Raw genomic sequence first — 19,855 nt, forward strand, 5'->3', positions numbered from 1 at the left:
CTTAAATGGCTTAATTGGTAGACCTCGAAAAACTGCACAAGTATAAATACTTATCGCAAAAGTGACATGCTCCCAGTTCCCCGTACTACTGCCTGTTGCAGATCGTCTAGGTGTTTGCCCGTCTTAGTGAACACCAAGCCATCGGCCAACCTTAAGAGTTCTTGAACATCCATTTATTGGGTAAATGTAGGAGGTTTTATCTATTGTACCAGACTTTTTCTGACTTTTTCTGACTAAGGATGGCAAAATGTGACTTTGAACGGCTAGCTAATTTTATTAACTCCTGGCAAATTGTGACATTCTCCTACTTTCCAATACATAAAAATTAAATTAAAATTTAATCACGGGCTTTAAAACAATCTTAGGCAACCTAAAAGATTTTAACAATGTAAATCTGACTGGCGCAACTATGCCAGATAGCACCGTCCATCCCTAACGGTTAAAAAAGTTGCTCAAAATGTGGCTGCATCCGCTACTCCAGCGGTTAAAGAAGTTGCTCGCAATTTTGCTGGATCTGTGAGCAATGTCTAGGGGCTTTTCGCCTTGTGAAATGTTCGTAAATATTTTCTAATTTACCATAGGAAAGAAATCATGTCTAGTGCATTATCCCTACCGCAAGCTAATTTAAAAATGGCTCTCTGGCAAGTCGATGCTGATGCAATGAGTAGCAGCGACTTGTATGTCTGGTTAAATGATATGGGCTTGCCGCATGAAGTCTCGATGCGGCTGCATGAACTTGCCACATACACGAAAAAAGCTGCTAACAAAGTTTTACTCATCGGCAAAATTCTCCTGATTAAAATCATAGAGTTTGTCAAAGCGCATCCTAATTTAGTGATAGGCGTTGCTGTTGGTGTCGCTGTAGAAATTTTGGCAAATTCGATACCATTTGTCGGCCCGTTATTAGCACCTTTGGCAACAGCGCTGGGTATCCCAATTGGTGCAATAGCCGGCCACCGACTCGATCGAGACAAAGAGGAGTCTGATGGAATTATTGGAATTGTTCAAGAGATTATTGAGATTGCCAAAGATTTTTTTCAATTACTGATAGACGTTTTCAATACAATTTTCCGCAACGTCATCACTGCTTAACTGCCCAAATTAGCAAAAAGATTGAGGTCTAATATGTCTGCAAATAAAACGCCAACCAAAGAGCAAATTCTTAAGTCAATAGAGCAATTGGAAAAAAACCCACATGATAAATTAGGGATTTTAGCCGATATTGGCATTGGTGTGGTGGGGGCGGCCGGTGCTGGTGCGGCGGTGGCAGCTTTCGGTGGTACATCTGTATTATTTGGGTTAATAGCCGTTGCACCTCCCGTAGGATTAGTTGTTGGCGCAGCAGCTTTAGGTGCTGCTGGTCTTGTAGGGGTAAAACGAATGTTATCGGATGGCACTTTTGACCAGGGAAAACAAGCAGAAATGGTTGAAAATTTAAAAAAACAGGTAACAGATATTGAAGCCAAAGAAAGAGCCTCTAGGCTGGAAGACAGCGATAAAAATAAATTTATTGTTTCCTTGAAAGAACCCGTCAGGCTCGATCTAATTAGCCCGAAAGACGCTCAGGATTTAATTAGGGCCGTAGAAAGCGGTCAAATTGCAATCAAAGAGGCGATTAAAATGGTTGAGGATGTGGTAAAAGCTGCTAAACCATAACTGCCTTCTGACTGCGTAACCTGGGAATGCTAAGTTGTAAGTCTGCGATCGCCCTTACTTAAACCAAGTGCGATCGCTCTTGATAAATAACTACTGATACTCTACTACAGCCACAATCGCCCTCGCAATTTCCTCCATATCAGTAGTCGAAAGTTCTCCTATTTTACGAATGAATCTTTGTACATCCATACCCCGCAATTGCAACACATCTACTGCCGAAACTTTCGTTAAACCATTAGCAATATCTGGCTCAATCTTAACGTGCCAGATATTACCAGCATAATATTCTTTCCAATCTGTGATAGGTGCAGCCAGTTTCACTGGTAACTTACCAACATTATCAGAACTTACCACTACAGCCGGACGAATTTTTTTTATTTCGGCTCCCAGTGTTGGATCAAAATTAGCCAACCAAATATCACCCCGTTTAGGAGAAGGAGAGTTAGTAGTCAATTAAATCTCCTGCTTCTAATTCTTGCCATTCTCTATCTTCCTGGTAATGTTGCAACATTGCCTCAGCTTGTCTTTCTAAAATCCTTCCCCTCTCTTCCAGCGGTAATTTCATAAATTCTCGGCGACTGGGATAATTTGCTACTGTTGGTATTTCCAAAGCTATATCCGTCGGCTGCTTTTGAATCTTACGCTGAGAATTCAATGCTTCTATTCGATCGCCCTCTGCTGCTTCCGCTGCAATGTCAGCATCAATTTCCTCTCGGTTAGCATGGTAATAAGTCAAAGCTGCATAGACTTGAGTGAGAGTTAAATGCCCGATGCGATCGGCAATTTCTTCTGCACTCAAACTTTGCTTGTACCAAATAGCAATGCGCCGGACTGTAACACCCGTTCCGGCAATAATTGGACAGCCACCATGTATGTCAGGCTGACGGCTAATTAGAGTTCCTATATCGGTGATAGTTGACAAGATTTTTTCCTCCCTATTCCGATCGCTCTCTTATCTAGGATAGCACTGTCACAGCAAGAGCGATCGCCTCCTAATTTTCTGGAAAATAACGCTCCAAAAATTCCTTAGCCGTAACAATAGGAATCCCCTCATATTCCTGCAACACTAACAAATCCAGATCGCCCGTAACAATTGCATCAGCACCAGCAGCGATCGCATTTCCTAAAATCATATTGTCATTAGCATCTCGTAACTCAGGCACGTTGATAGTGGAAATCGCATAAATCTCCACTAACTCTCGTGTTCCGCTCATTAAAGCATTAACGGTAAAACTCAAAGACTGTAATCTCGCCTGGAGTTTTTGTTTGTTCAAAGTATTCTCTAATTCTGCTAGTATTGGTTCAGAAGTACAAATTATGAGTTGACGAGTTCGAGCTAATCTGAATAAACGAGCTGGGATACCTCCCCACAGCCAGCCGGATACAAAGATATTAGTATCCACTACAATTTTCATTGGTGCGACTCTATTTCCGAACGTTTCTCCCGACGCACTTCCCGCACAAGTTCGCAAATTTCTTCCATTGTTAACTCATCAGGATCTGGACTCGCTGCTTCTATTCGCCGCTCCCATTCCTCCCAGTCAAAACCTGTTACCTTTGTCATGGGATTAGGATCTAGTGGTAAAGACTCTCTACGCCGCCGCAGTTCCTCCCAGTCGAAACCTGCTACTTTCTGAAAAACAATACTATCCCCTGTCACTGTAACTGCATATCGATCCCCAGGCTTCAGTTGAGCTTCAATCTCAGCGGGAATTTCTAACTTACCGTCAGGGTTGACAGGAACAGTAATATTTGATTTCAGAATGTATTCTCGCAGGTGTTCAACAACTCTATCTTGCAGAGTTTCCGGCAAAGATTCCATAATCTCGACCAAAGTGGCGATCGCCCTTGATGACATAGCTTGATCCTCCATATTTAATTTACAGCAAATCCCGTGTACTGCCGAATATTGGGAGAACGAAATCCCAAAACAATCTGTTCTTTGGGGATTCCCCCCGCTACTAACTCATTGGCAATTCCCTGTTCAGTTCCATCTCTTTGAATCCAAATTTTACCCTCAATAATATCAACATGAACTAAACATCCGTGAACTCTGATATCGTTTTCACGTCCCAAGATTATTAGCAAATAACGGTCTGAATTGCTATCAAAAACCGTCTCGATCTGAATATCTCCATAAGCATAAGGTATTTGAGCATATTCAGTCAGAATTTTTTTGATAATGCGACGATAATTTTCTAAGGTTCCCATTGTACTATCTCCTCATTTTTTTCAGAAAAAACGATTAAACATACTTGATAATCTGCTCTAATAATTTGACCGATTGGTTCAGACAATAGTTCACTAAAAACTGATTGTGTAATAGCTAGATAGAGCTTTCGATCTGGTTCAGTTCTAGCGATAACAGAACGGTAAACTAAATATTGACCCAGCGCATTCTCCAGCTCATTCATGTCTGATGCGCCCACAAAACTTTTGACTTCTACAGCTATCTTTTGTCCAGCCTTCTCAGCACTTAAAATCCGCTCTGCGCCCAAATCGACGTACATATCTTTAATTCCCCATTTTAATCTCAAGGGATCGTGGGTAATTCTCCATCCGTCTTTGATGAGGGCATTTTTGACAACATTGTGATACAGGTCTTTGGATGGCATATTGGAATAAATTAATTTTTAATCATTGATGAGAGCTAATGCTAATTTTTAGCCCTAGATATCCCTGAAAAAATCAAGCAATTTCCTCTGCTAAAAGCCGACCATCGCAGCGCTCATATTCATCTTCCAAAAGCCATGAATGAGCCTCATCATAGGTTGAACTCAGAAACAGAGACTTATAGTTTGTTGATGGGTCATAAATACAAAAACCTCCATTTTTTCCACTTACTAACATCAAAATTCGAGGGGGGAAAACAATCGGATCTACCCACAATTCGATAAATTCCCAATCATTAATTTGTTCGGCGAGGTCTGGTGTGTGCGATAACATGATATTCAGTTTACCAAAACTCCACACAAAAACCGATCGCCCGCCCAACACCACCAATACCTCCAGACTTGCTACTGTAAAGAGAGTTAGATTTAATCAAAATCAGCGCAAGCAATTATGAGCGGTACTGTTACATCCCCCAACAACCTCAACCAGCAGCGGCCACTCTCCACGGCATCCGCTGACACTTCCAGTTCCCTGCTGGGCGACTTCATCCAAGAAACACTCGCCTTAACCAAGCGCCTGTTTATTCAATTGCAGCGCCGCCCCTCGACGCTAGTTGCAGGAATTATTCAGCCGCTGATGTGGTTGGTTTTGTTCGGAGCTCTGTTTGAAAATGCTCCGGCAGGCTTGTTTGGCGAAAGCCAGAATTACGGACAATTTCTCGGCGCTGGTGTAATCGTTTTTACAGCTTTTGCGGGGGCGCTGAATGCTGGTTTGCCGATTATGTTCGATCGCGAGTTCGGATTTCTCAACCGCTTGTTAGTCGCGCCGTTGGCTTCCAGATTTTCGATCGTCCTGGCTTCGGCCATTTTTATCGTCACCCTCAGCTTTATCCAAACCGGCACAATCGTTACAGCGGGGGCGTTTTTGGGCGCCGGATTACCCGGAATTGCCGGACTGGGGGCGATCGCCCTAATTGTGCTGCTGTTAGTTTTGGGCGTCACGGGCTTGAGTCTGGGTTTAGCCTTCGCTCTCCCCGGCCACGTAGAATTAATAGCGGTAATTTTTGTTACTAACTTGCCGCTGTTATTTGCGAGTACAGCCCTCGCGCCGCTGTCATTTATGCCAGAGTGGCTGCAAGTTGTGGTGACTCTCAATCCTCTGAGTTACGCGATCGAACCCATCCGCTACCTGTACCTGCACAGCGATTGGTCGCTAGCCAGTGTAGTGATGCAAGCTCCTTGGGGTACAGTCACCTTTGGAGGAGCGCTATTAGTGCTGCTGGCGTTTGATTTGGTGGCGCTGCTGAGCATTCAACCGCTGCTGAAACGCAGGTTTGCTTAGGGCAGGGCGAGGCGATCGTTTAACCTGCACCGTCAATTCTAGGACACGGCAATGCCCTGGCTCGTGTCAACTTAACTTCAAACCTACTCAGAGACTGCTGTTTGGGGATTAGGCCCAGATCCCCCCTAACCCCCCTTAAAAAGGGGGGGACAAGAAGCGGTCAAAGTCCCCCTTCTTAAGGGGGATTTAGGGGGATCTGGACTCAGGTAAAAACGAGATTTATCAAGGCTTTCAGGCTTAACTTGACACCAATGGGCCTTGCCCTGTCCTGAGCCCCAGCGAAGTAATATAATATTTACTCGCAAGTCAGAATATTGTTTAGATAGAATTGTTTTTTTGAAAGTTCACCTAATAAATTATGAACACCAAAACTTCCAAATCCGGCAAATTGATGATAGGGATTGCTGCAAGCGCGATCGCATCCTGTGCTCTGTTCTGCCCTCAAGCAAGCTTCGCTCAAGCCAGCGGTTTAAATAATGCCCAACCGCTGCAAGACTTTCAAACTCAAGACAATACCGACCCCTTTTCCGGCCGCAGCAGCGGCAGCGGAATATTTGATTTAATTCACAGATCCAAATTGGGAGGCGGCCGCAGCATGGAAGAATTTAATAGCGAACAGCAACAAAATTTGAACGATGCGGCCGCAGAATTTCGCAACAAACAGCGCCTACTACTGGAAAAGCAAGCTGTACCTACACCGGGGGCGATCGCACCAGCAGAAATTACCGCCCCCGTCCCTTAAATTGACAAATTTTGTTCGCAGCAAGGACTTGAGTTTTTATTGACTTAAAACCTCCGACATAGAAAACGGATTTCTTAGTCTAGCCTTGCGCGGGCGAAAGTTTGTCTAGCAGCGATTTCAAGATCCAAATCTTATCTATAGCAACCGCCAAGACGGTTAGGACATTCTTAACCGCTAAAACCATTGCTATTACTGCTTCTTCCTTCTTCCTTCTTCCTTCTGCTATAAAAACCATCGCTTAATCCCGTTCCAACCACGCCCGCATTTTACCCGGATTAAGCAAACCGTAAGGATCGACCAACTCTTTAAACTGCAACTGTTCCACATTAATACTTTTCATCCCTCCATCTTCCAATATATAAGTGTGAGGATTAGCAATCAGTGCGCCTTGCTCTTCGTGATAGCGAATAATTTCATTGAGCCGTGATTCCGTAGTGTAGCGAACTATTTGCAAAGCAGCGGCGATCGCCCTGCCATTCATCCGCAAAAACTCCAAGTGCATCATCACCTCATCCCCATAAAAATTATACAGTTCCTCAATCAATTTCAAACCTTTATCTGGGGGAAAAAGCGTCTGCAAATAAGTCAGAGACGGGTCAACGCTGCGAGCGTGCAGAGTTGTATGATTCCAAGTAAATTCAGCAATAGCCGCACCTTTGCTCGCTGCTTGCGCGTTTTTTTGATAGCAAATTGTGCCGCCATATTCGCGCACCAAATCTTGCAGCGGTTCCAGACAAGATTCAGCTACCATTAACAAAGCGCAGTGCTTACCTTCAGGAATTGCATCGCGGAAAGCAGCAAAATAAGCAGGAATCGGCCAAGCACAAACACAAATTAGTTTTTTGATAATTCCGTCAGCATCGCCCAAAGCTTGACCGAAGTTTGCCGATGTCATAAAATCGTCAAAAGCGACGATGATTTCCGCCCAAGCATAAGCAGGGGCGAGGGGAATTTCTAACTCAGTAATAATCCCATTTGTGCCGTAAGCGTGATTGACTTTTTGCACTTCATCGCCGCGCAATTCGATGACGCGGGGCTCGTCTTCCATTGTAACAACTCGAACGGCATGAAGATTTCCCCGATCGCGCAATTGGCCGTAAGTTATCGAACCAATTCCCCCGCTACCGCCGCCGATAAATCCCCCAATCGTAGCGGTGCGATAGGTTGAGGGAACCATCCGCAATTCCCAACCAGTTTCTCGCGCTTGTTTGTCGAAAACCGACATTTTCACCCCTGGTTCTACACAAGCTAAACCCGGTTTTATCCAGCGGATACTGTGCATTTTGCTGGTATCTAAAATGACGCCGCCCTTGAGGGGAATGCACTGCCCATAATTGCCCGTTCCTGCACCTCTAACAGTTAGCGGAATTTTAAATTTGACGCAGGCTGCAGCAATCCGCAAAACTTCGGCTTCGCTGGCGGGACGAACTACTAAATCTCCTGTTTTATCACTTAAGAGAGGTTGCAAAACTGGACTGAAGTGATAATAGTCTTGAGATAGCTTGACAACTTGCGCGCGATCGCTAATTATTTCAATTCCCGATAGTTCCGACGAGAAAGCATCCCAGTCAATACTTTGAATCGCAGTTGCAGTCATTTTTTTTCCTTTATGCTAGCAGTATTATATCAAATCCGCCCTTCATCGGAATTATTCATCTCTCTGTTCTCTTCCTCTGCGTTCTCTGCGTACTCTGCGGTTTAAGCATTCCAATGCAACCGGAATTCATATTATATATTTTCTCAATCACAACTTAGTAACATAAAATACTAACTGCAATCTTTCTTTAAGTAGTAAAGTGCTTATTCGCGCACCCTACATATAGAAGTTCTGCCTCCAAGAATGTTTTTTTCAATTAACAAATCCCCCAAAAACCGCCATCCCGTAGTATTTCCAAGGCACTGCCACAGTGTCAAATCCAGATGAGACCAGCATTTCCAACTGTGCCGAAAGTGTAGCTAGACGATCGGGATTAGAATACCCGTAAGAGACACTCGTTCCCACATTTGCGCGAATTTGTGCTAAAGTTTCCCCCTGATTTAGCGCCCAATCTTCTCGCGCTGCTTGATAAATATCTTTCATTGCTGCTGATTCTGCTAAAAGAGGATCGGCATTCCAAAAACATCCACCAGCACTTAAACTTCCGCGAATCCGTTGAAACAATTTCAACTTCATCTCGTCCTCAAGATGGTGAATTGCCAGAGATGAAATGCAAGCATTGAATTTATCCCCCAATCCCGAAAAATTTGGATTGTTCGCCCATTCTCCAAAATCCATTTCTATGCCAGTCCACCGGGCTGCGTATCCTGCAGACTCTATTTTGGTGCGGGCAAAATCAAGCATTCGCGGCGAGTAATCGACAGCAACTATTTCCGCAGACGGGTAGCGTTGGAGAACTTTTAAAGTGAGTTCCCCCGTACCGCAGCCGAGTTCCAAAATGCGGTGGTTTGCCTTAGCAATGCAGCCTGCTAATACATCCAACATTTCGTCATATTTAGGTAAAAGTTGCCGAATGCCCGTATCAAAATTGGCAGTATTAACGAAAACTTCTCCCGGAAAAATTTCGTTGCGCGCAGGTGAGACAGTAGAGTCAGAATTCACGATCGCCAACCATAGACTACAATTGCTATCCTAACCGAGATCGAGCAAAAATTCCGCGCGATTGCCGCTATCCCGTAGGGAATCGCCATTATAAACTTATGCGTAGTTTTACGGACAAACGAAACACTGGCGGTAAACAATAATTAACCCTCGGTTGCACTCAGAGAGTCTTGCTTTACCCCGGACGCCAGCAAAACACTCTGAAAAAGCAGTGTTATGTTAGTAGTGCATAAATTCCCATCAAGATTAAACCTCACACTTGAGGATACCATGCGCCAGTTGATTTCTCGAATTCGGGCTGCCATCAGCCAATTAATTTACAAGCGAATTCTGCTTGCGGTGACAATTTTATTTTGTGTAGGTGTAGGAGTAGCGATGGCAAATATGTCTCGTCTTTCCTCCACCCTAATCGAATCGCAAGCCCTCCAAAATGCCACCCTCTATGCCCAAGCTGTTAAAGAAGCCCGCACCCTTTACAGTTCCGATGTTGTCAATCCTCTCAACACCGCTAAAGCGATTAACTTTACCCACGACTACAACCCGACAAAAGTAACAGTTCCCGTACCGGCCACTTTCTTAATAGAACTGGGCAACCAGATCACTAACAAAAATCCCGAAGTATCACTTCGTCTCTACAGCGACTACCCGTTTCCCTGGCGGCGAAAAGAAGGCGGAGCCCGAGACGATTTTGAACGGCAAGCTATTACTTATTTGACAAAAAATCCGACCCAGAAATTTTTTCGCAGTGAGAATTATCGCGGCAAGCCAGCCTTTCGATATGCCGAGGCAGATACTCTAAGTTCTAGCTGCGTTAACTGTCACAATACTCACCGTGACAGTCCTAAAACTGATTGGAAAGTGGGAGATGTGCGGGGGATATTAGAAATTACTCAACCTCTCGATACTATCACTCAAAAAACTCGCGGGGGACTGAAAAATTTGTTTTTACTGTTAGTAGGACTTTCTATTTTAGGGGTGACAGGATTAACTTTATCTATCAGCAGGTTGCGCCAAAATGCTAAACAATTAGAACAGCGCGTCAGGGAACGCACGGCACAATTGCAAGAAACTAATGTAGAATTGGTAAATGAACAGGAAAAGTGCGATCGCCTGCTGCTCAATATTTTACCCGAATCCATTGCTGCCAAGCTAAAAAACGGTCAAAGCAGTATTGCTGACGGCTTCGCAGAAGTCACGATTCTGTTTGCGGATATCGTAGGCTTTACCGTGCTTTCAGCACAAATATCTCCCGAAGAATTGCTCAAGTTTCTCAACGAAATTTTTTCAGCCTTCGATGGTTTAACGGAAAAGTACGGCTTGGAAAAAATCAAAACAATTGGAGATGCTTATATGGTAGTGGGAGGTTTGCCAAATCCCAGCACCAACCACGCCGAAAGCATTGCGGAAATGGCCTTAGATATGCAGGAGGAATTAGCAAAATTTAATGCCAAACATCATGCAGGAATTAACATTCGCATCGGCATCAATACCGGGCCGGCAATTGCGGGGGTTATTGGCACTAAAAAATTCATTTACGACCTCTGGGGCGATGCCGTCAATACAGCAGCCCGCATGGAATCCCACGGGATTGCCGGCGCGATTCAAGTCACAAAAGCAACTTACGATATCTTGCAAAATAAGTATCGTTTTGAAGACAGAGGAATTATCCACATCAAAGGCAAGGGCGATATGAATACTTATCTGCTTGCAGGCAGGCTAGTCAGCGCAGTTTCGGTTTAATTTGTTTATTATATTATTAAGGGGTCTGCTAGTTAGTCGGGAGTCATCAGTCGTTAGTGCTTAGCCAAGAACTAACCGTTAATGGCTGCTGGGTGTTGACTGCTGACAATTTCAGGAATTACACAGGGGATGTGAGAAACGCGGTTTCTACACAGTTGCTTTGTGGACTCACCCAAAATTTATTACCAGAAACCCGGTTTTTTTTCCTATTCCCTAAAGTCGCCATTTGCCAAATAGTAAATTTTATGTTTTTGCGGATTTTATCATTCTTGAGTTTTTTCAAATCTCGGTTGTCTAGGCAAATAGCTTTGTGGGTATTTGCTAGCATTCTTGTCATAGAGGGAATTATTTTAGTTCCCTCTTATTTTCGGCGCGAAAATGAACTTTTAAGTCAACTGGAACAGGTATCTCGCGCGACTGTGGATTCCCTAGAGTTTTTGCTCCAACAAGATATTTCCGATCGCACTTTTTTGCAAGAAGAAGTAAAAAATATTACTAAGGACTCTCAAGTAGTCTTAGGACTATCTATTTACCAAGCTAACGGTGAGCTAATATATACACTTGGCGAACCCCCAGAAATCCGTTTCGATCAACTAAAAAGATCTCGTATAGTTCACAATCACAATTTCGATGGTAAGCGCTACGATATTGCTTGGACGGAGCGACATTTGGGAGGCGATTATATCTTAATTGTGCGCCACGATGCTTCCACAGTTCAGCCGGAACTCTACGCATTTATCGGACGGGTTGCTGTTCTAGTCATCATTATATCAGCCTTTGTCACTTCTGTGACGATGTTCTTTTTAGGCGTGACAGTAATTGCACCTATATTGAGGTTGCGCGATGACTTGATCGCTGCCGGAGACGCTTTGAGCAAAGATCGAGAACAACCTGATTTCTACTCTCTGTCTGTCAAGCGCGATGACGAGTTGGGAGAACTCATGGTCGCCTTCAATCAAATGTTTCACCGAGTATACCAGGAAATTGCACAGCGGAAACAAGCTGAGGCAGTATTGCGCGCCGAACAAGAAAAGTCGGAACGTTTATTACTAAATATATTACCGGTAATGATTGCCGATCGCCTCAAACAAGGTCAGATAAATATTGCGGACGGATTTGCCGAAGTTACGGTTTTGTTTGCTGATATTGTGGGCTTTACCGAAATATCTTCGCGCACATCTCCTGAAGAATTAGTCGAATTACTTAACAAAATTTTTTCATCTTTCGATCGCTTAAGCGAACAATATGGCTTAGAAAAAATTAAGACGATAGGTGACAATTATATGGTAGCAGGCGGTTTGCCGCTTCCCTGTACAAATCACGCCGAATCTATTGCCGAAATGGCCCTGGAAATGCAGCAAGAAATTATGAAATTCCGCGACGAATGCGGTAAACCTCTCAATATCCGCATTGGCATTAATACTGGGCCTGTTGTAGCAGGTGTCATCGGTACTAAAAAGTTTATTTACGATTTGTGGGGAGATGCTGTGAATACAGCAAGCCGCATGGAATCTCAAGGACTTCCGGGTAAAATTCAAGTTAGCAACTCAACTTATGAGTTGCTGTGCGATAAGTATTTGTTGGAAAAGCGCGGTAAAATTAATGTTAAAGGCAAAGGATCTATGACGACTTATTTGCTCAAAGGCAGAAAATTGTAACTGACCAATTTAACCATCGCCGGGGTATACGTGATATGGCGGCAGACGTTGCAGCGCAGCCGCCCTCAACACCAAACTAGATTTTTTTTGAACGAACCACGAAGACGCTAAGGAAACGTTCGGCGAAGGCGTTCCCGTTCCCCGCAGGGGTTCCCGAAGGGTAGGGTAGGAAGAGAACAATAAAGAAGAAAAAATAAAAATTTCATAAGTGAGTAAAACTTGCTATATTAAAAGGCGACTTAATATTAGTTTGATTGGTAAAAATGACTGTGGATCAGGAACATAATTCTTCAAATTCACCGATTTGGCAGCCCTTCACGCAAATGAAAACGGCTGCCCCGCCGCTGAAGGTAATTCGGGGCAAAGGATCGGTGCTGGAATTAGCAGACGGGCGGCAAATTCTCGACTGCATTTCTAGTTGGTGGGTGACTGTTCATGGGCACAGCCATCCGGTTCTGGCTGAGGCTCTTTATGAACAAGCTCAAAAGTTAGAACACGTAATCTTTGCGGGGTTTACTCACGAACCGGCCGAGAAACTTGCAAGTAAATTGCTAACTCATACGCCTGCTTCTTTAACGCGGATTTTCTTTTCGGATAACGGTTCTACTGCTGTTGAAGTTGCTCTGAAAATGGCATTTCAATATTGGCGTAATCTGGGAGAAACTAACCGCACTAGCTTTATTAGTTTTGAGGGAGGTTATCACGGCGATACTGTGGGCGCGATGTCTGCTGGCAGAAGTTCGCTGTGGTGGGAATCTTTTGCACCTTTAATGTTTGCGGGGGATGTTGTTCCTTTTCCGGCGACTTTTGACGGCGATGATGAGGTGGAAAGCAAGGAGGCGGCGAGTTTAGAGAAATTGGAGTTTTTTTTAAAGCAGGGCAGCTATGCGGGAATTTTTATCGAACCTTTGGTGCAAGGTTCTGGGGGGATGCGAATGTGCCGCCCTGAGTTTTTGCAGGCGATCGCACAACTTGCCCGTCAGTTTAATGTATTGTTGATTTACGATGAAGTAATGACGGGTTTTGGTCGCACGGGCGAACTGTTTGCGTCGCTTAAATCTGGAACTTCACCGGATATCCTGTGTTTGTCTAAAGGATTGTCTGGTGGCTGCTTGCCAATTGCTGTCACAATGGCATCGGAGGATATTTATCAAGCTTTCTGGCGAGATGAATGGGACAAAGCTTTTTTTCACGGTCATTCTTACACCGGAAATCCCTTAGCTTGTGCGGTGAGTGTAGCATCCTTGGAGCTTTTGGAGCAAAACCCAAATGTGTATCAAGGGATGGAAAAACTCCACCACAAATATCTGAATCAATGGCTGAGAAATCATCCTAAACTCGAACGGATTCGGACTTGCGGCACCATCGCAGCAATGGATGTGAAAACGGAAAGCGTTTCCGGTTATTTTAATGACATTGCTCCTGTATTGAAAGCCAGATTTCTCGAAGCGGGTTTTTTGCTCCGCCCCTTGGGAAATACGCTTTACTTGATGCCTCCCTACTGCATTTCTCCTGATGAACTAGAATCGATTTATCGGGTAATTCGTCAGGTTTTGGATACTCTGTAAACCCTTTAATTTTAGTAATGAATTTACCCAATTGGAACGATTTGGCTGACGACGCGCTGGCGGGCAAATGTCTCTCTCGCGAGCAATCTTTAGCCGTATTGCGCGCACCGGATGAGGTTTTGCTTGAACAACTAAATGCAGCTTATCGGGTGCGCCGCCACTACTGGGGAAACCGAGTCAGGCTGCACTATTTGTTAAATGCTCAAAGTGGCCTTTGTCCTGAAGATTGCCATTATTGTTCTCAGTCAAAAATTTCGACTGCGGAAATTGAGAAATATCCGCTTTTAGCTAAGGAGAAAATTCTGGATGCCGCCCAACGCGCAGCAGACTTAAAAGCTGGTACGTTTTGTTTGGTGATTTCTGGCCGCCAACCTAGCGCATCTACTTTCGATCGCGTTTTGGATGCTGTTGAGACTGTGAAGGCAAATTATAACCTGAAAATCTGTGCTTGTTTGGGATTGTTGAGCGAGGAACAAACTCATCGTTTAGCTAAAGCTGGAGTCGATCGCGTAAATCACAATCTCAATACTTCCGAATCATATCACTCGGACATTTGCACGACTCACACTTTTGGCGATCGGGTTGAAACAGTCGAACACGTAAAAGCAGCGGGAATCACAACTTGTTCCGGCGGAATTTTGGGGATGGGCGAATCGGATGATGATGCGATCGATTTAGCGCTTTCGCTTCGCAATTTGGGCGTTACTAGCGTGCCGGTTAACTTTTTCATTCCGATTCCCGGCACGCCCTTTGCAGATGTGAATCGGTTAACTCCCCGCCAATGTTTGCGAATTCTCTGTTTGTTCCGATTTTTGCTTCCTAGCCAAGAAATTCGGATTGCTGGGGGACGGGAGGTGCATTTGCGATCGCTGCAACCTCTCGGACTCTACCCTGCTAATTCTATCTTTGTTGGCGATTATCTGACAACTCCCGGACAAGCTGCCCATCAAGATTGGGACATGATTCGAGATGCGGGATTTGCGATCGAATCCCCCGAAGGTTCTCTCTTAGAAGTTGATTCAGCAGTTACCAAATCTGAACAAAAAACCATGGTTGTTTAACTCTTATACCAGTTTTCAATCGGATGAAATAGAGGAGGACACGGCAGTGCCGTGTCCATACCCAATATCTATATTTCACGTTTACGAATGGGGAAGAAAAACCTGGTTTCTGAGGTAGCGAATGCGTAAGCCGTAAGTTCTTAGATTGTAGCCCGAAAGCCTTATTCTACGGTTGACATTCTTCAATCTAAAATCTAAAATCTAAAATCTAAAATAATACAAGAGGGGGAAATTGTGGACAAACGCGAAGAAATTACGATCGCAGAATACCAGCTAACTGCCGAATCTTTTCGAGAAGGAACTTGGCATCACGACGTATCCCAAAATCGATCCGCACTGACCGCTGCTATGCCCCGCAATCCCGGTAAAATTCTCGATATAGGATGCGGCCCAGGACGAGATTTAGTAGCGTTCAAGAGCCAAGGACACACAGTTGTAGGCTTAGATGCAACTCCAGCTTTTGTAGAAATAGCCAAGAAGTTATCGGGATGCGAAGTTTGGCAACAATCTTTTCTGAATCTCGACTTGCCAAAAGCCGAATTTGACGGTATTTTTGCCAATGCTTCCCTGATTCACGTTCCCAGCGACGAAATGGTGAAAGTGCTGCAAGATTTGCACAAAGCCTTAGTTGTTAACGGTGCAATTGTCATGTCAATGTGTCGGGGAAATTGGGAAGGATACGACGAGAGACCAACGGGAAAACGCTATACTGCCGGATGGGAATATCATACTTTAGCACCTTGTTTAGAACAAACAGGATTTGCAATTGTCAATCACTACTATCGCCCCCCCGGCTTACCCCGCGAAGCTCAATCTTGGGTAGTAATGGTAGGCAAAAAAATCTAACGTAAATGGGAAATAGGCAATCGGTAATTGCCCATCATTCCCCTCTCTTCCTCTGCGCCCTCTGCGGTTAAATAAAAAAACTCATTCACCAATAGACAGAAGATTGTTGTATAATTATATCCAGTCAAATAAACCACTTTCTGCACCAATTAAATCCCAATTAATATGACAGACAAATTCCACATTTTTTTAGCGGGTGCTAGTCGAGGAGTCGGCTTAGAAATCGCGAAATGTCTGATAGCACAAAATATGCAAGTAACAGCACTTTTGCGATCGCCCGCAACCACTACCGAATTAGAAACCATGGGCATCGAAGTCGTGACTGGCGATGCTTTGGATGCTGCGGCTGTGGAAGCGGCGATGGCTGGCGGTGAGCCAATTCATGCCGTAATCAGCACAATTGGTGGCTTGCCAAAAGATGGAGAAAGAGCCGATTATTTGGGCAACAAAAACTTGATTGATGCGGCTGTCAAAGCAGGCGTGCAAAAATTTATTTTAGTTTCATCCATCGGCAGCGGTAATAGTGTCGGCGCTTTGCCACCCCAAGCTTTAGAAACTTTGCGCCCGGTTTTAATTGAAAAGGAAAAAGCCGAAAATCATTTGATAGCAAGCGGGATGATTTATACAGTGATTCGTCCCGGCGGACTCAAATCGGAACCTGCAACAGGCAACGGTATTTTAACAGAAGATTGTCGAGTTGCTGGAACCATTCACCGGGCGGATGTAGCGCAGCTAGTTTGTCAGTGTTTAGTTTCTGATGCTGCTAACAATAAAGTTTTGTCGGCGGTAGATAAACAGATGGTTTACGGCAATCCAGAATTTGAGGTATTAACTTTCTAGGGGCGGGTTTAGCGCAAAAATAAGCTGGATCGCATCTAAATTGTATTTTTTGGGCAGGCTAGAACCCCACCCCACAGGAAAATTCAATTCTTGTGGAACAGGCATCTTGCCTGTTCCTAAAAATGCGCCCACCCCACAAGAAAATTGAACTTTTGTGGAACAGGCATCTTGCCTGTTCCTAAAAATGCTGCAAGATTTTACACTCAAGAATCAAAGGGCTTAATCCACGATCGCCCGATCGCCCAATCCAAAACCAAACCCGCGATCGCAAACAACACCACACTCTCGACACCGCGAACCGCAAACGGCAATAAGTCTTGTAGTGCGGGCATCTTGCCCGCCTCAAAAGAAACTCTCGCCTCAAAAGACAATCCAGCATCCAACTGTCCAAAAGCCCGCACCAGTCCAAAAGCCAACACCGCACCAGATTTAAGCTGCGGGTTAACATCTCGGCGAATCGCATAGCGGTAAGTCACGCCGAACAAAAAACCGCCCAAAAGTGCGATCGTCCCTCTCAAGGCAAAATTTAGGTCAATTTCCCTTACCTGCAAACTCGCCAGAGAATCCAACCTATCCGCCAGAATTAAGCTATTACCAAGGGCGATCGCCCCAAAACCCAGCAAACAAGAAAAAGCAGCAACACTCCCTGCCTTCAAAGATTCTACCCGTTCAGCCGCACTAAAATTTGACGAATCCTTCACAGCGCCCTCATTTCAAAAATGGCTCAAATTGACTTATCATAAGGTTTGGAGTCACTTTGTACAGTTTGTTCAATAAATAGCTATGGATATTTTGTCACTCGGTTGGGTTTCGGTGCTAGTTCTGTTCTCCTTCTCAATTTCAATGGTCATTTGGGGACGCAACGGTTTCTAGATTCCAGAATAGCTTGCGGGGCAGGCTTTTTAACGGCCCCGCATTTTTTATAATCCTATTTAACCCAATCAAAATAACAGGAGTTGTCAACATGACAGCCAAAAAAATCTTAATGTTAGTCGGCGACTTTGTAGAAGACTACGAAGTAATGGTTCCCTTCCAAGCACTGCAAATGGTAGGTCATACCGTCCACGCAGTCTGCCCGGACAAAGCAGCAGGCCAAACAATTCGCACCGCAATTCACGACTTTGAAGGCGATCAAACCTACAGCGAAAAACCAGGTCACAACTTCACTTTAAACGCGACTTTTGACGAAATCAACCCGGCCGACTACGACGCTTTGATTATCCCCGGAGGACGCGCCCCAGAATACATCCGCCTCAATGAACAAGTGCTGCAAATTACCCGCTACTTTGCCAACAGCAAAAAGCCGATCGCATCTATTTGTCACGGCTTGCAAGTCCTAACCGCCGCCGGCGTACTCGAAGGCAAACGCTGCACCGCATACCCCGCTTGCAGCCCCGACGTACTCCGGGCCGGCGGCAAATATACAGAAGTTCCCGTTACCGAAGCCGTAGTCGATGGCAATTTAGTCACCGCCCCCGCGTGGCCAGCACACCCTAACTGGCTGGCTGAATTTCTGAAAGTTTTGGGAACGAAGATCGAACATTCAGAGAAAGTCGAAGTATGACTATTTTCACAGTCAAAGTTAAACCGAATTCCAAACAGCAAAGCATCGCAGAACAACCCGACGGCAGCCTCACAATACATCTCAAGTCCCCGCCCGTTGATGGTAAAGCAAACCAAGAATTAATCATGCTGTTAGCGAAAAAGTTTAAAGTGCCGAAATCTGCGATCGGCATTAAATCCGGTTTTTCTTCGAGAAATAAACTTGTGGAAATTCCAATCGAACCTTTAACATAGAAATAACGGTAATAACAAATCTATCTAAAGAGGGATATAGACTCAACTTTAAAAGTATATATTAATAGTTGTAGAGTTAGAATAAAAAATTATGAGCATTGAAAATAGAGTCGAAGCAACAGCGAAGAATATTGAAGGCAAAATCCAAGAAGCTGTTAGCGAAGTTACAGGCAATCAGAAAGATAAATTAGAAGGTCAAGCCAAGCAGGATCAAGCATCAGCAATTCACCTGAAAGAAGACCTCAAAGATAAAGCAAAAGAGATTGTAGACCGAGCTTAGTAACAGTATTCCCTACAAGTTTCCTGCCTACTAAATCCCGCAAACGATATGTTTGCGGGATTTTTTTGTTATGTATGGGCGGGTTTTACCAACCATAATTGCCAAAAACTAACCATCTCATAAACCCGCCCCCACCCAGCCCAAAATTCTGAATTAATTGAATTTAACGGTTGAGCGACGATGCTTAATCGGGGTTCTTTGTTGGGTGGGAATGGGTTTATCAACATTATTGGTGCGTGGCAAAATTCATCGGCGAACTGCCCCTATAGATTCTAGTAATTCATAATGCAAAAGCATTAATTTTGTGGCTGGAATTGTTTCCATTGCATAAGTTGTGCCATCTTGATGAGAAAATTCTACCTCAAAAGCACTGCCATCAAATTCCATCACGACTGTTCCTACTTGTCCTTTATATAATTTAATGATTTGTTTGGTTTCAAAATGGGTTGCTTCTAAATCTTCAGTTAAAGCAACAATATCAAGGTCTTTAATTGTTTTCATTGTTTTTACTTCACTTTTGGACGGGATAACAACTTGTTAATCGGGGGAAACTTTCACCTAAGCGGACGATCCAAGCTGCTATAATCAGAGATTCACCTACTTCGGTTTTCAGCAATAATTTCATGTTATAATGTGTTCCGTATTCATTGTTTTTTTGAATAACAACATCTTCGTTGATAGCAGCTTCTTTTAAAGCCTGTTTGAGCATTTCAGCATTTTCTAGGGTAATGCCTAACTTACTGGCAAACAAAATAGCTTTATTTTTTCCTTCTTGGTGATTCAGATTTAGAGAATATTCTTCTATTTTATTGCCTAAATCTGCTAGATGACCATTGGGCAGTTACACTATTAATAACTTTTTTTGAAGGACAAAATAGAATATTAGTCTGCTACGATAATCGACTTTTACTCAAATGTCAATTATATCGTCTTTGAGCTGGGTGGCTGGTTTATCAACATTATTGATGGGTGGCAAAATGGATCGGTGAATCTGCTCTTCCTTTCAATGCCCAATGCCCAATGCCCAATGCCCAATCCCCGATGCCCAATTCTCAATGCCAATAAAAAAGCCAGGGATGGATATCCCCAGCTCGAAACATAGCACAATTAGTTT

27 protein-coding genes are annotated in these 19,855 nt (G+C 44.1%); 14 read left to right on the top strand and 13 right to left on the bottom strand.

What is annotated here, in order from left to right; translation table 11 throughout:
• Positions 1 to 591 precede the first annotated feature (591 nt).
• Together QUA90_RS18705 and QUA90_RS18710 are read left to right on the top strand one after the other, a co-directional pair.
• On the top strand, positions 592 to 1,092 hold the full coding sequence (locus tag QUA90_RS18705) for a hypothetical protein (RefSeq protein ID WP_333447045.1): 501 nt from the start codon (positions 592 to 594) through the stop codon (positions 1,090 to 1,092).
• 33 nt (positions 1,093 to 1,125) lie between these two features.
• Entirely contained in the window at positions 1,126 to 1,656 is a 531-nt protein-coding gene (locus QUA90_RS18710) for a hypothetical protein (protein WP_333447047.1), read from the top strand.
• A gap of 90 nt (positions 1,657 to 1,746) precedes the next feature.
• On the opposite strand, the gene QUA90_RS18715 is transcribed toward QUA90_RS18710, so the two are convergent.
• From QUA90_RS18715 to QUA90_RS18745, 7 genes are all read right to left on the bottom strand, one after another.
• Positions 1,747 to 2,109, bottom strand: coding sequence for a type II toxin-antitoxin system PemK/MazF family toxin (locus QUA90_RS18715; RefSeq protein ID WP_333435322.1), 363 nt, complete (start codon positions 2,107 to 2,109; stop codon positions 1,747 to 1,749).
• Positions 2,099 to 2,578, bottom strand: coding sequence for a DUF433 domain-containing protein (locus tag QUA90_RS18720; protein ID WP_333447048.1), 480 nt, complete (start codon positions 2,576 to 2,578; stop codon positions 2,099 to 2,101). The genes QUA90_RS18715 and QUA90_RS18720 overlap by 11 nt, the downstream gene beginning before the upstream one ends.
• Before the next feature lie 70 nt (positions 2,579 to 2,648).
• Positions 2,649 to 3,071 (bottom strand): putative toxin-antitoxin system toxin component, PIN family, encoded by a 423-nt coding sequence (locus QUA90_RS18725; RefSeq protein ID WP_333447050.1) that lies wholly within the window; start codon positions 3,069 to 3,071, stop codon positions 2,649 to 2,651.
• Positions 3,068 to 3,529: a hypothetical protein gene (locus tag QUA90_RS18730; protein WP_333447052.1), complete on the bottom strand. Its 462-nt coding sequence runs from the start codon at positions 3,527 to 3,529 to the stop codon at positions 3,068 to 3,070. Before QUA90_RS18730 ends, QUA90_RS18725 begins: the two co-directional genes overlap by 4 nt.
• Positions 3,530 to 3,531: 2 nt before the next feature.
• Entirely contained in the window at positions 3,532 to 3,867 is a 336-nt protein-coding gene (locus QUA90_RS18735; RefSeq protein ID WP_333447054.1) for a XisI protein, read from the bottom strand.
• Positions 3,855 to 4,271, bottom strand: a complete 417-nt coding sequence (locus tag QUA90_RS18740) for an element excision factor XisH family protein (RefSeq protein ID WP_333447056.1) — start codon at positions 4,269 to 4,271, stop codon at positions 3,855 to 3,857. The genes QUA90_RS18735 and QUA90_RS18740 overlap by 13 nt, the downstream gene beginning before the upstream one ends.
• Before the next feature lie 73 nt (positions 4,272 to 4,344).
• A complete protein-coding gene (locus QUA90_RS18745; RefSeq protein ID WP_333447058.1) occupies positions 4,345 to 4,602 on the bottom strand; it encodes a hypothetical protein in 258 nt (85 codons plus the stop codon).
• 117 nt (positions 4,603 to 4,719) lie between these two features.
• Between QUA90_RS18745 and QUA90_RS18750 the strand changes: the two genes are divergently transcribed.
• Entirely contained in the window at positions 4,720 to 5,610 is an 891-nt protein-coding gene (locus QUA90_RS18750; RefSeq protein ID WP_333331718.1) for an ABC transporter permease, read from the top strand.
• A 358-nt stretch (positions 5,611 to 5,968) separates the two neighbouring features.
• The gene (locus tag QUA90_RS18755; RefSeq protein ID WP_333331721.1) at positions 5,969 to 6,352 is read left to right on the top strand and encodes a hypothetical protein; all 384 of its coding nucleotides are present in this window, start codon (positions 5,969 to 5,971) and stop codon (positions 6,350 to 6,352) included.
• Between the two features lie 79 nt (positions 6,353 to 6,431).
• Here the strand turns inward: QUA90_RS18755 and QUA90_RS18760 are convergent, their stop codons facing one another.
• The 3 genes from QUA90_RS18760 to QUA90_RS18770 form a co-directional block, all read right to left on the bottom strand.
• Positions 6,432 to 6,587 (bottom strand): hypothetical protein, encoded by a 156-nt coding sequence (locus tag QUA90_RS18760; RefSeq protein ID WP_333331724.1) that lies wholly within the window; start codon positions 6,585 to 6,587, stop codon positions 6,432 to 6,434.
• A 3-nt stretch (positions 6,588 to 6,590) separates the two neighbouring features.
• Positions 6,591 to 7,949 carry an FAD-binding oxidoreductase gene (locus QUA90_RS18765; protein ID WP_333390080.1) on the bottom strand — a complete coding sequence of 453 codons (1,359 nt, stop codon included), beginning with the start codon at positions 7,947 to 7,949 and terminating at the stop codon, positions 6,591 to 6,593.
• Between the two features lie 252 nt (positions 7,950 to 8,201).
• On the bottom strand, positions 8,202 to 8,951 hold the full coding sequence (locus QUA90_RS18770; protein ID WP_333447060.1) for a methyltransferase domain-containing protein: 750 nt from the start codon (positions 8,949 to 8,951) through the stop codon (positions 8,202 to 8,204).
• A gap of 270 nt (positions 8,952 to 9,221) precedes the next feature.
• Between QUA90_RS18770 and QUA90_RS18775 the strand changes: the two genes are divergently transcribed.
• From QUA90_RS18775 to QUA90_RS18800, 6 genes are all read left to right on the top strand, one after another.
• Positions 9,222 to 10,691, top strand: coding sequence for an adenylate/guanylate cyclase domain-containing protein (locus tag QUA90_RS18775; protein WP_333331733.1), 1,470 nt, complete (start codon positions 9,222 to 9,224; stop codon positions 10,689 to 10,691).
• 245 nt (positions 10,692 to 10,936) lie between these two features.
• Positions 10,937 to 12,349 (top strand): adenylate/guanylate cyclase domain-containing protein, encoded by a 1,413-nt coding sequence (locus QUA90_RS18780; protein ID WP_333331736.1) that lies wholly within the window; start codon positions 10,937 to 10,939, stop codon positions 12,347 to 12,349.
• Between the two features lie 263 nt (positions 12,350 to 12,612).
• The gene (gene bioA / locus QUA90_RS18785) at positions 12,613 to 13,917 is read left to right on the top strand and encodes an adenosylmethionine--8-amino-7-oxononanoate transaminase (protein WP_333331739.1); all 1,305 of its coding nucleotides are present in this window, start codon (positions 12,613 to 12,615) and stop codon (positions 13,915 to 13,917) included.
• Positions 13,918 to 13,934: 17 nt separating this feature from the next.
• Positions 13,935 to 14,978 carry a biotin synthase BioB gene (gene bioB / locus QUA90_RS18790; RefSeq protein WP_333447062.1) on the top strand — a complete coding sequence of 348 codons (1,044 nt, stop codon included), beginning with the start codon at positions 13,935 to 13,937 and terminating at the stop codon, positions 14,976 to 14,978.
• 234 nt (positions 14,979 to 15,212) lie between these two features.
• A complete protein-coding gene (locus QUA90_RS18795; RefSeq protein ID WP_333378090.1) occupies positions 15,213 to 15,824 on the top strand; it encodes a methyltransferase domain-containing protein in 612 nt (203 codons plus the stop codon).
• Between the two features lie 165 nt (positions 15,825 to 15,989).
• The gene (locus tag QUA90_RS18800) at positions 15,990 to 16,664 is read left to right on the top strand and encodes an SDR family oxidoreductase (RefSeq protein ID WP_333447064.1); all 675 of its coding nucleotides are present in this window, start codon (positions 15,990 to 15,992) and stop codon (positions 16,662 to 16,664) included.
• 203 nt (positions 16,665 to 16,867) lie between these two features.
• Here the strand turns inward: QUA90_RS18800 and QUA90_RS18805 are convergent, their stop codons facing one another.
• Positions 16,868 to 17,365, bottom strand: a complete 498-nt coding sequence (locus tag QUA90_RS18805; protein WP_333390085.1) for a hypothetical protein — start codon at positions 17,363 to 17,365, stop codon at positions 16,868 to 16,870.
• Between the two features lie 82 nt (positions 17,366 to 17,447).
• On the opposite strand from QUA90_RS18805, the gene petN reads away from it, so the two are divergent.
• From petN to QUA90_RS18825, 4 genes are all read left to right on the top strand, one after another.
• Positions 17,448 to 17,537: a cytochrome b6-f complex subunit PetN gene (gene petN / locus QUA90_RS18810; RefSeq protein WP_071883976.1), complete on the top strand. Its 90-nt coding sequence runs from the start codon at positions 17,448 to 17,450 to the stop codon at positions 17,535 to 17,537.
• 91 nt (positions 17,538 to 17,628) lie between these two features.
• Entirely contained in the window at positions 17,629 to 18,228 is a 600-nt protein-coding gene (locus tag QUA90_RS18815) for a DJ-1/PfpI family protein (protein ID WP_006631014.1), read from the top strand.
• Positions 18,225 to 18,461: a DUF167 domain-containing protein gene (locus tag QUA90_RS18820; RefSeq protein WP_333331753.1), complete on the top strand. Its 237-nt coding sequence runs from the start codon at positions 18,225 to 18,227 to the stop codon at positions 18,459 to 18,461. Before QUA90_RS18815 ends, QUA90_RS18820 begins: the two co-directional genes overlap by 4 nt.
• A 91-nt stretch (positions 18,462 to 18,552) precedes the next feature.
• Positions 18,553 to 18,741, top strand: a complete 189-nt coding sequence (locus QUA90_RS18825; protein WP_333048102.1) for a CsbD family protein — start codon at positions 18,553 to 18,555, stop codon at positions 18,739 to 18,741.
• Between the two features lie 246 nt (positions 18,742 to 18,987).
• Here QUA90_RS18825 and QUA90_RS18830 read toward each other — a convergent pair whose 3' ends face one another.
• Entirely contained in the window at positions 18,988 to 19,242 is a 255-nt protein-coding gene (locus tag QUA90_RS18830) for a DUF4926 domain-containing protein (RefSeq protein ID WP_333331756.1), read from the bottom strand.
• 10 nt (positions 19,243 to 19,252) lie between these two features.
• The gene (locus QUA90_RS18835) at positions 19,253 to 19,582 is read right to left on the bottom strand and encodes a DUF6883 domain-containing protein (protein ID WP_333331775.1); all 330 of its coding nucleotides are present in this window, start codon (positions 19,580 to 19,582) and stop codon (positions 19,253 to 19,255) included.
• Between the last annotated feature and the right edge of the window lie 273 nt (positions 19,583 to 19,855).

Origin of the sequence: Microcoleus sp. D3_18_C4, assembly GCF_036702355.1 — a bacterium.
Lineage (GTDB): Bacteria > Cyanobacteriota > Cyanobacteriia > Cyanobacteriales > Microcoleaceae > Microcoleus.

What these genes read in the sequence shown, in the direction of transcription:
- QUA90_RS18735 (WP_333447054.1), bottom strand. Translation starts at nt 3,867, where the DNA reads ATGGGAACCTTAGAAAATTATCGTCGCATTATCAAAAAAATTCTGACT.
- QUA90_RS18740 (WP_333447056.1), bottom strand. Translation starts at nt 4,271, where the DNA reads ATGCCATCCAAAGACCTGTATCACAATGTTGTCAAAAATGCCCTCATC.
- QUA90_RS18760 (WP_333331724.1), bottom strand. Translation starts at nt 6,587, where the DNA reads ATGGTTTTTATAGCAGAAGGAAGAAGGAAGAAGGAAGAAGCAGTAATA.
- QUA90_RS18745 (WP_333447058.1), bottom strand. Translation starts at nt 4,602, where the DNA reads ATGTTATCGCACACACCAGACCTCGCCGAACAAATTAATGATTGGGAA.
- QUA90_RS18705 (WP_333447045.1), top strand. Translation starts at nt 592, where the DNA reads ATGTCTAGTGCATTATCCCTACCGCAAGCTAATTTAAAAATGGCTCTC.
- QUA90_RS18800 (WP_333447064.1), top strand. Translation starts at nt 15,990, where the DNA reads ATGACAGACAAATTCCACATTTTTTTAGCGGGTGCTAGTCGAGGAGTC.
- petN (WP_071883976.1), top strand. Translation starts at nt 17,448, where the DNA reads ATGGATATTTTGTCACTCGGTTGGGTTTCGGTGCTAGTTCTGTTCTCC.
- QUA90_RS18820 (WP_333331753.1), top strand. Translation starts at nt 18,225, where the DNA reads ATGACTATTTTCACAGTCAAAGTTAAACCGAATTCCAAACAGCAAAGC.
- QUA90_RS18775 (WP_333331733.1), top strand. Translation starts at nt 9,222, where the DNA reads ATGCGCCAGTTGATTTCTCGAATTCGGGCTGCCATCAGCCAATTAATT.
- QUA90_RS18750 (WP_333331718.1), top strand. Translation starts at nt 4,720, where the DNA reads ATGAGCGGTACTGTTACATCCCCCAACAACCTCAACCAGCAGCGGCCA.
- bioA (WP_333331739.1), top strand. Translation starts at nt 12,613, where the DNA reads ATGACTGTGGATCAGGAACATAATTCTTCAAATTCACCGATTTGGCAG.
- QUA90_RS18710 (WP_333447047.1), top strand. Translation starts at nt 1,126, where the DNA reads ATGTCTGCAAATAAAACGCCAACCAAAGAGCAAATTCTTAAGTCAATA.
- QUA90_RS18730 (WP_333447052.1), bottom strand. Translation starts at nt 3,529, where the DNA reads ATGGAGGATCAAGCTATGTCATCAAGGGCGATCGCCACTTTGGTCGAG.
- QUA90_RS18755 (WP_333331721.1), top strand. Translation starts at nt 5,969, where the DNA reads ATGAACACCAAAACTTCCAAATCCGGCAAATTGATGATAGGGATTGCT.
- QUA90_RS18830 (WP_333331756.1), bottom strand. Translation starts at nt 19,242, where the DNA reads ATGAAAACAATTAAAGACCTTGATATTGTTGCTTTAACTGAAGATTTA.
- QUA90_RS18725 (WP_333447050.1), bottom strand. Translation starts at nt 3,071, where the DNA reads ATGAAAATTGTAGTGGATACTAATATCTTTGTATCCGGCTGGCTGTGG.
- QUA90_RS18815 (WP_006631014.1), top strand. Translation starts at nt 17,629, where the DNA reads ATGACAGCCAAAAAAATCTTAATGTTAGTCGGCGACTTTGTAGAAGAC.
- QUA90_RS18780 (WP_333331736.1), top strand. Translation starts at nt 10,937, where the DNA reads ATGTTTTTGCGGATTTTATCATTCTTGAGTTTTTTCAAATCTCGGTTG.
- QUA90_RS18765 (WP_333390080.1), bottom strand. Translation starts at nt 7,949, where the DNA reads ATGACTGCAACTGCGATTCAAAGTATTGACTGGGATGCTTTCTCGTCG.
- QUA90_RS18825 (WP_333048102.1), top strand. Translation starts at nt 18,553, where the DNA reads ATGAGCATTGAAAATAGAGTCGAAGCAACAGCGAAGAATATTGAAGGC.
- bioB (WP_333447062.1), top strand. Translation starts at nt 13,935, where the DNA reads ATGAATTTACCCAATTGGAACGATTTGGCTGACGACGCGCTGGCGGGC.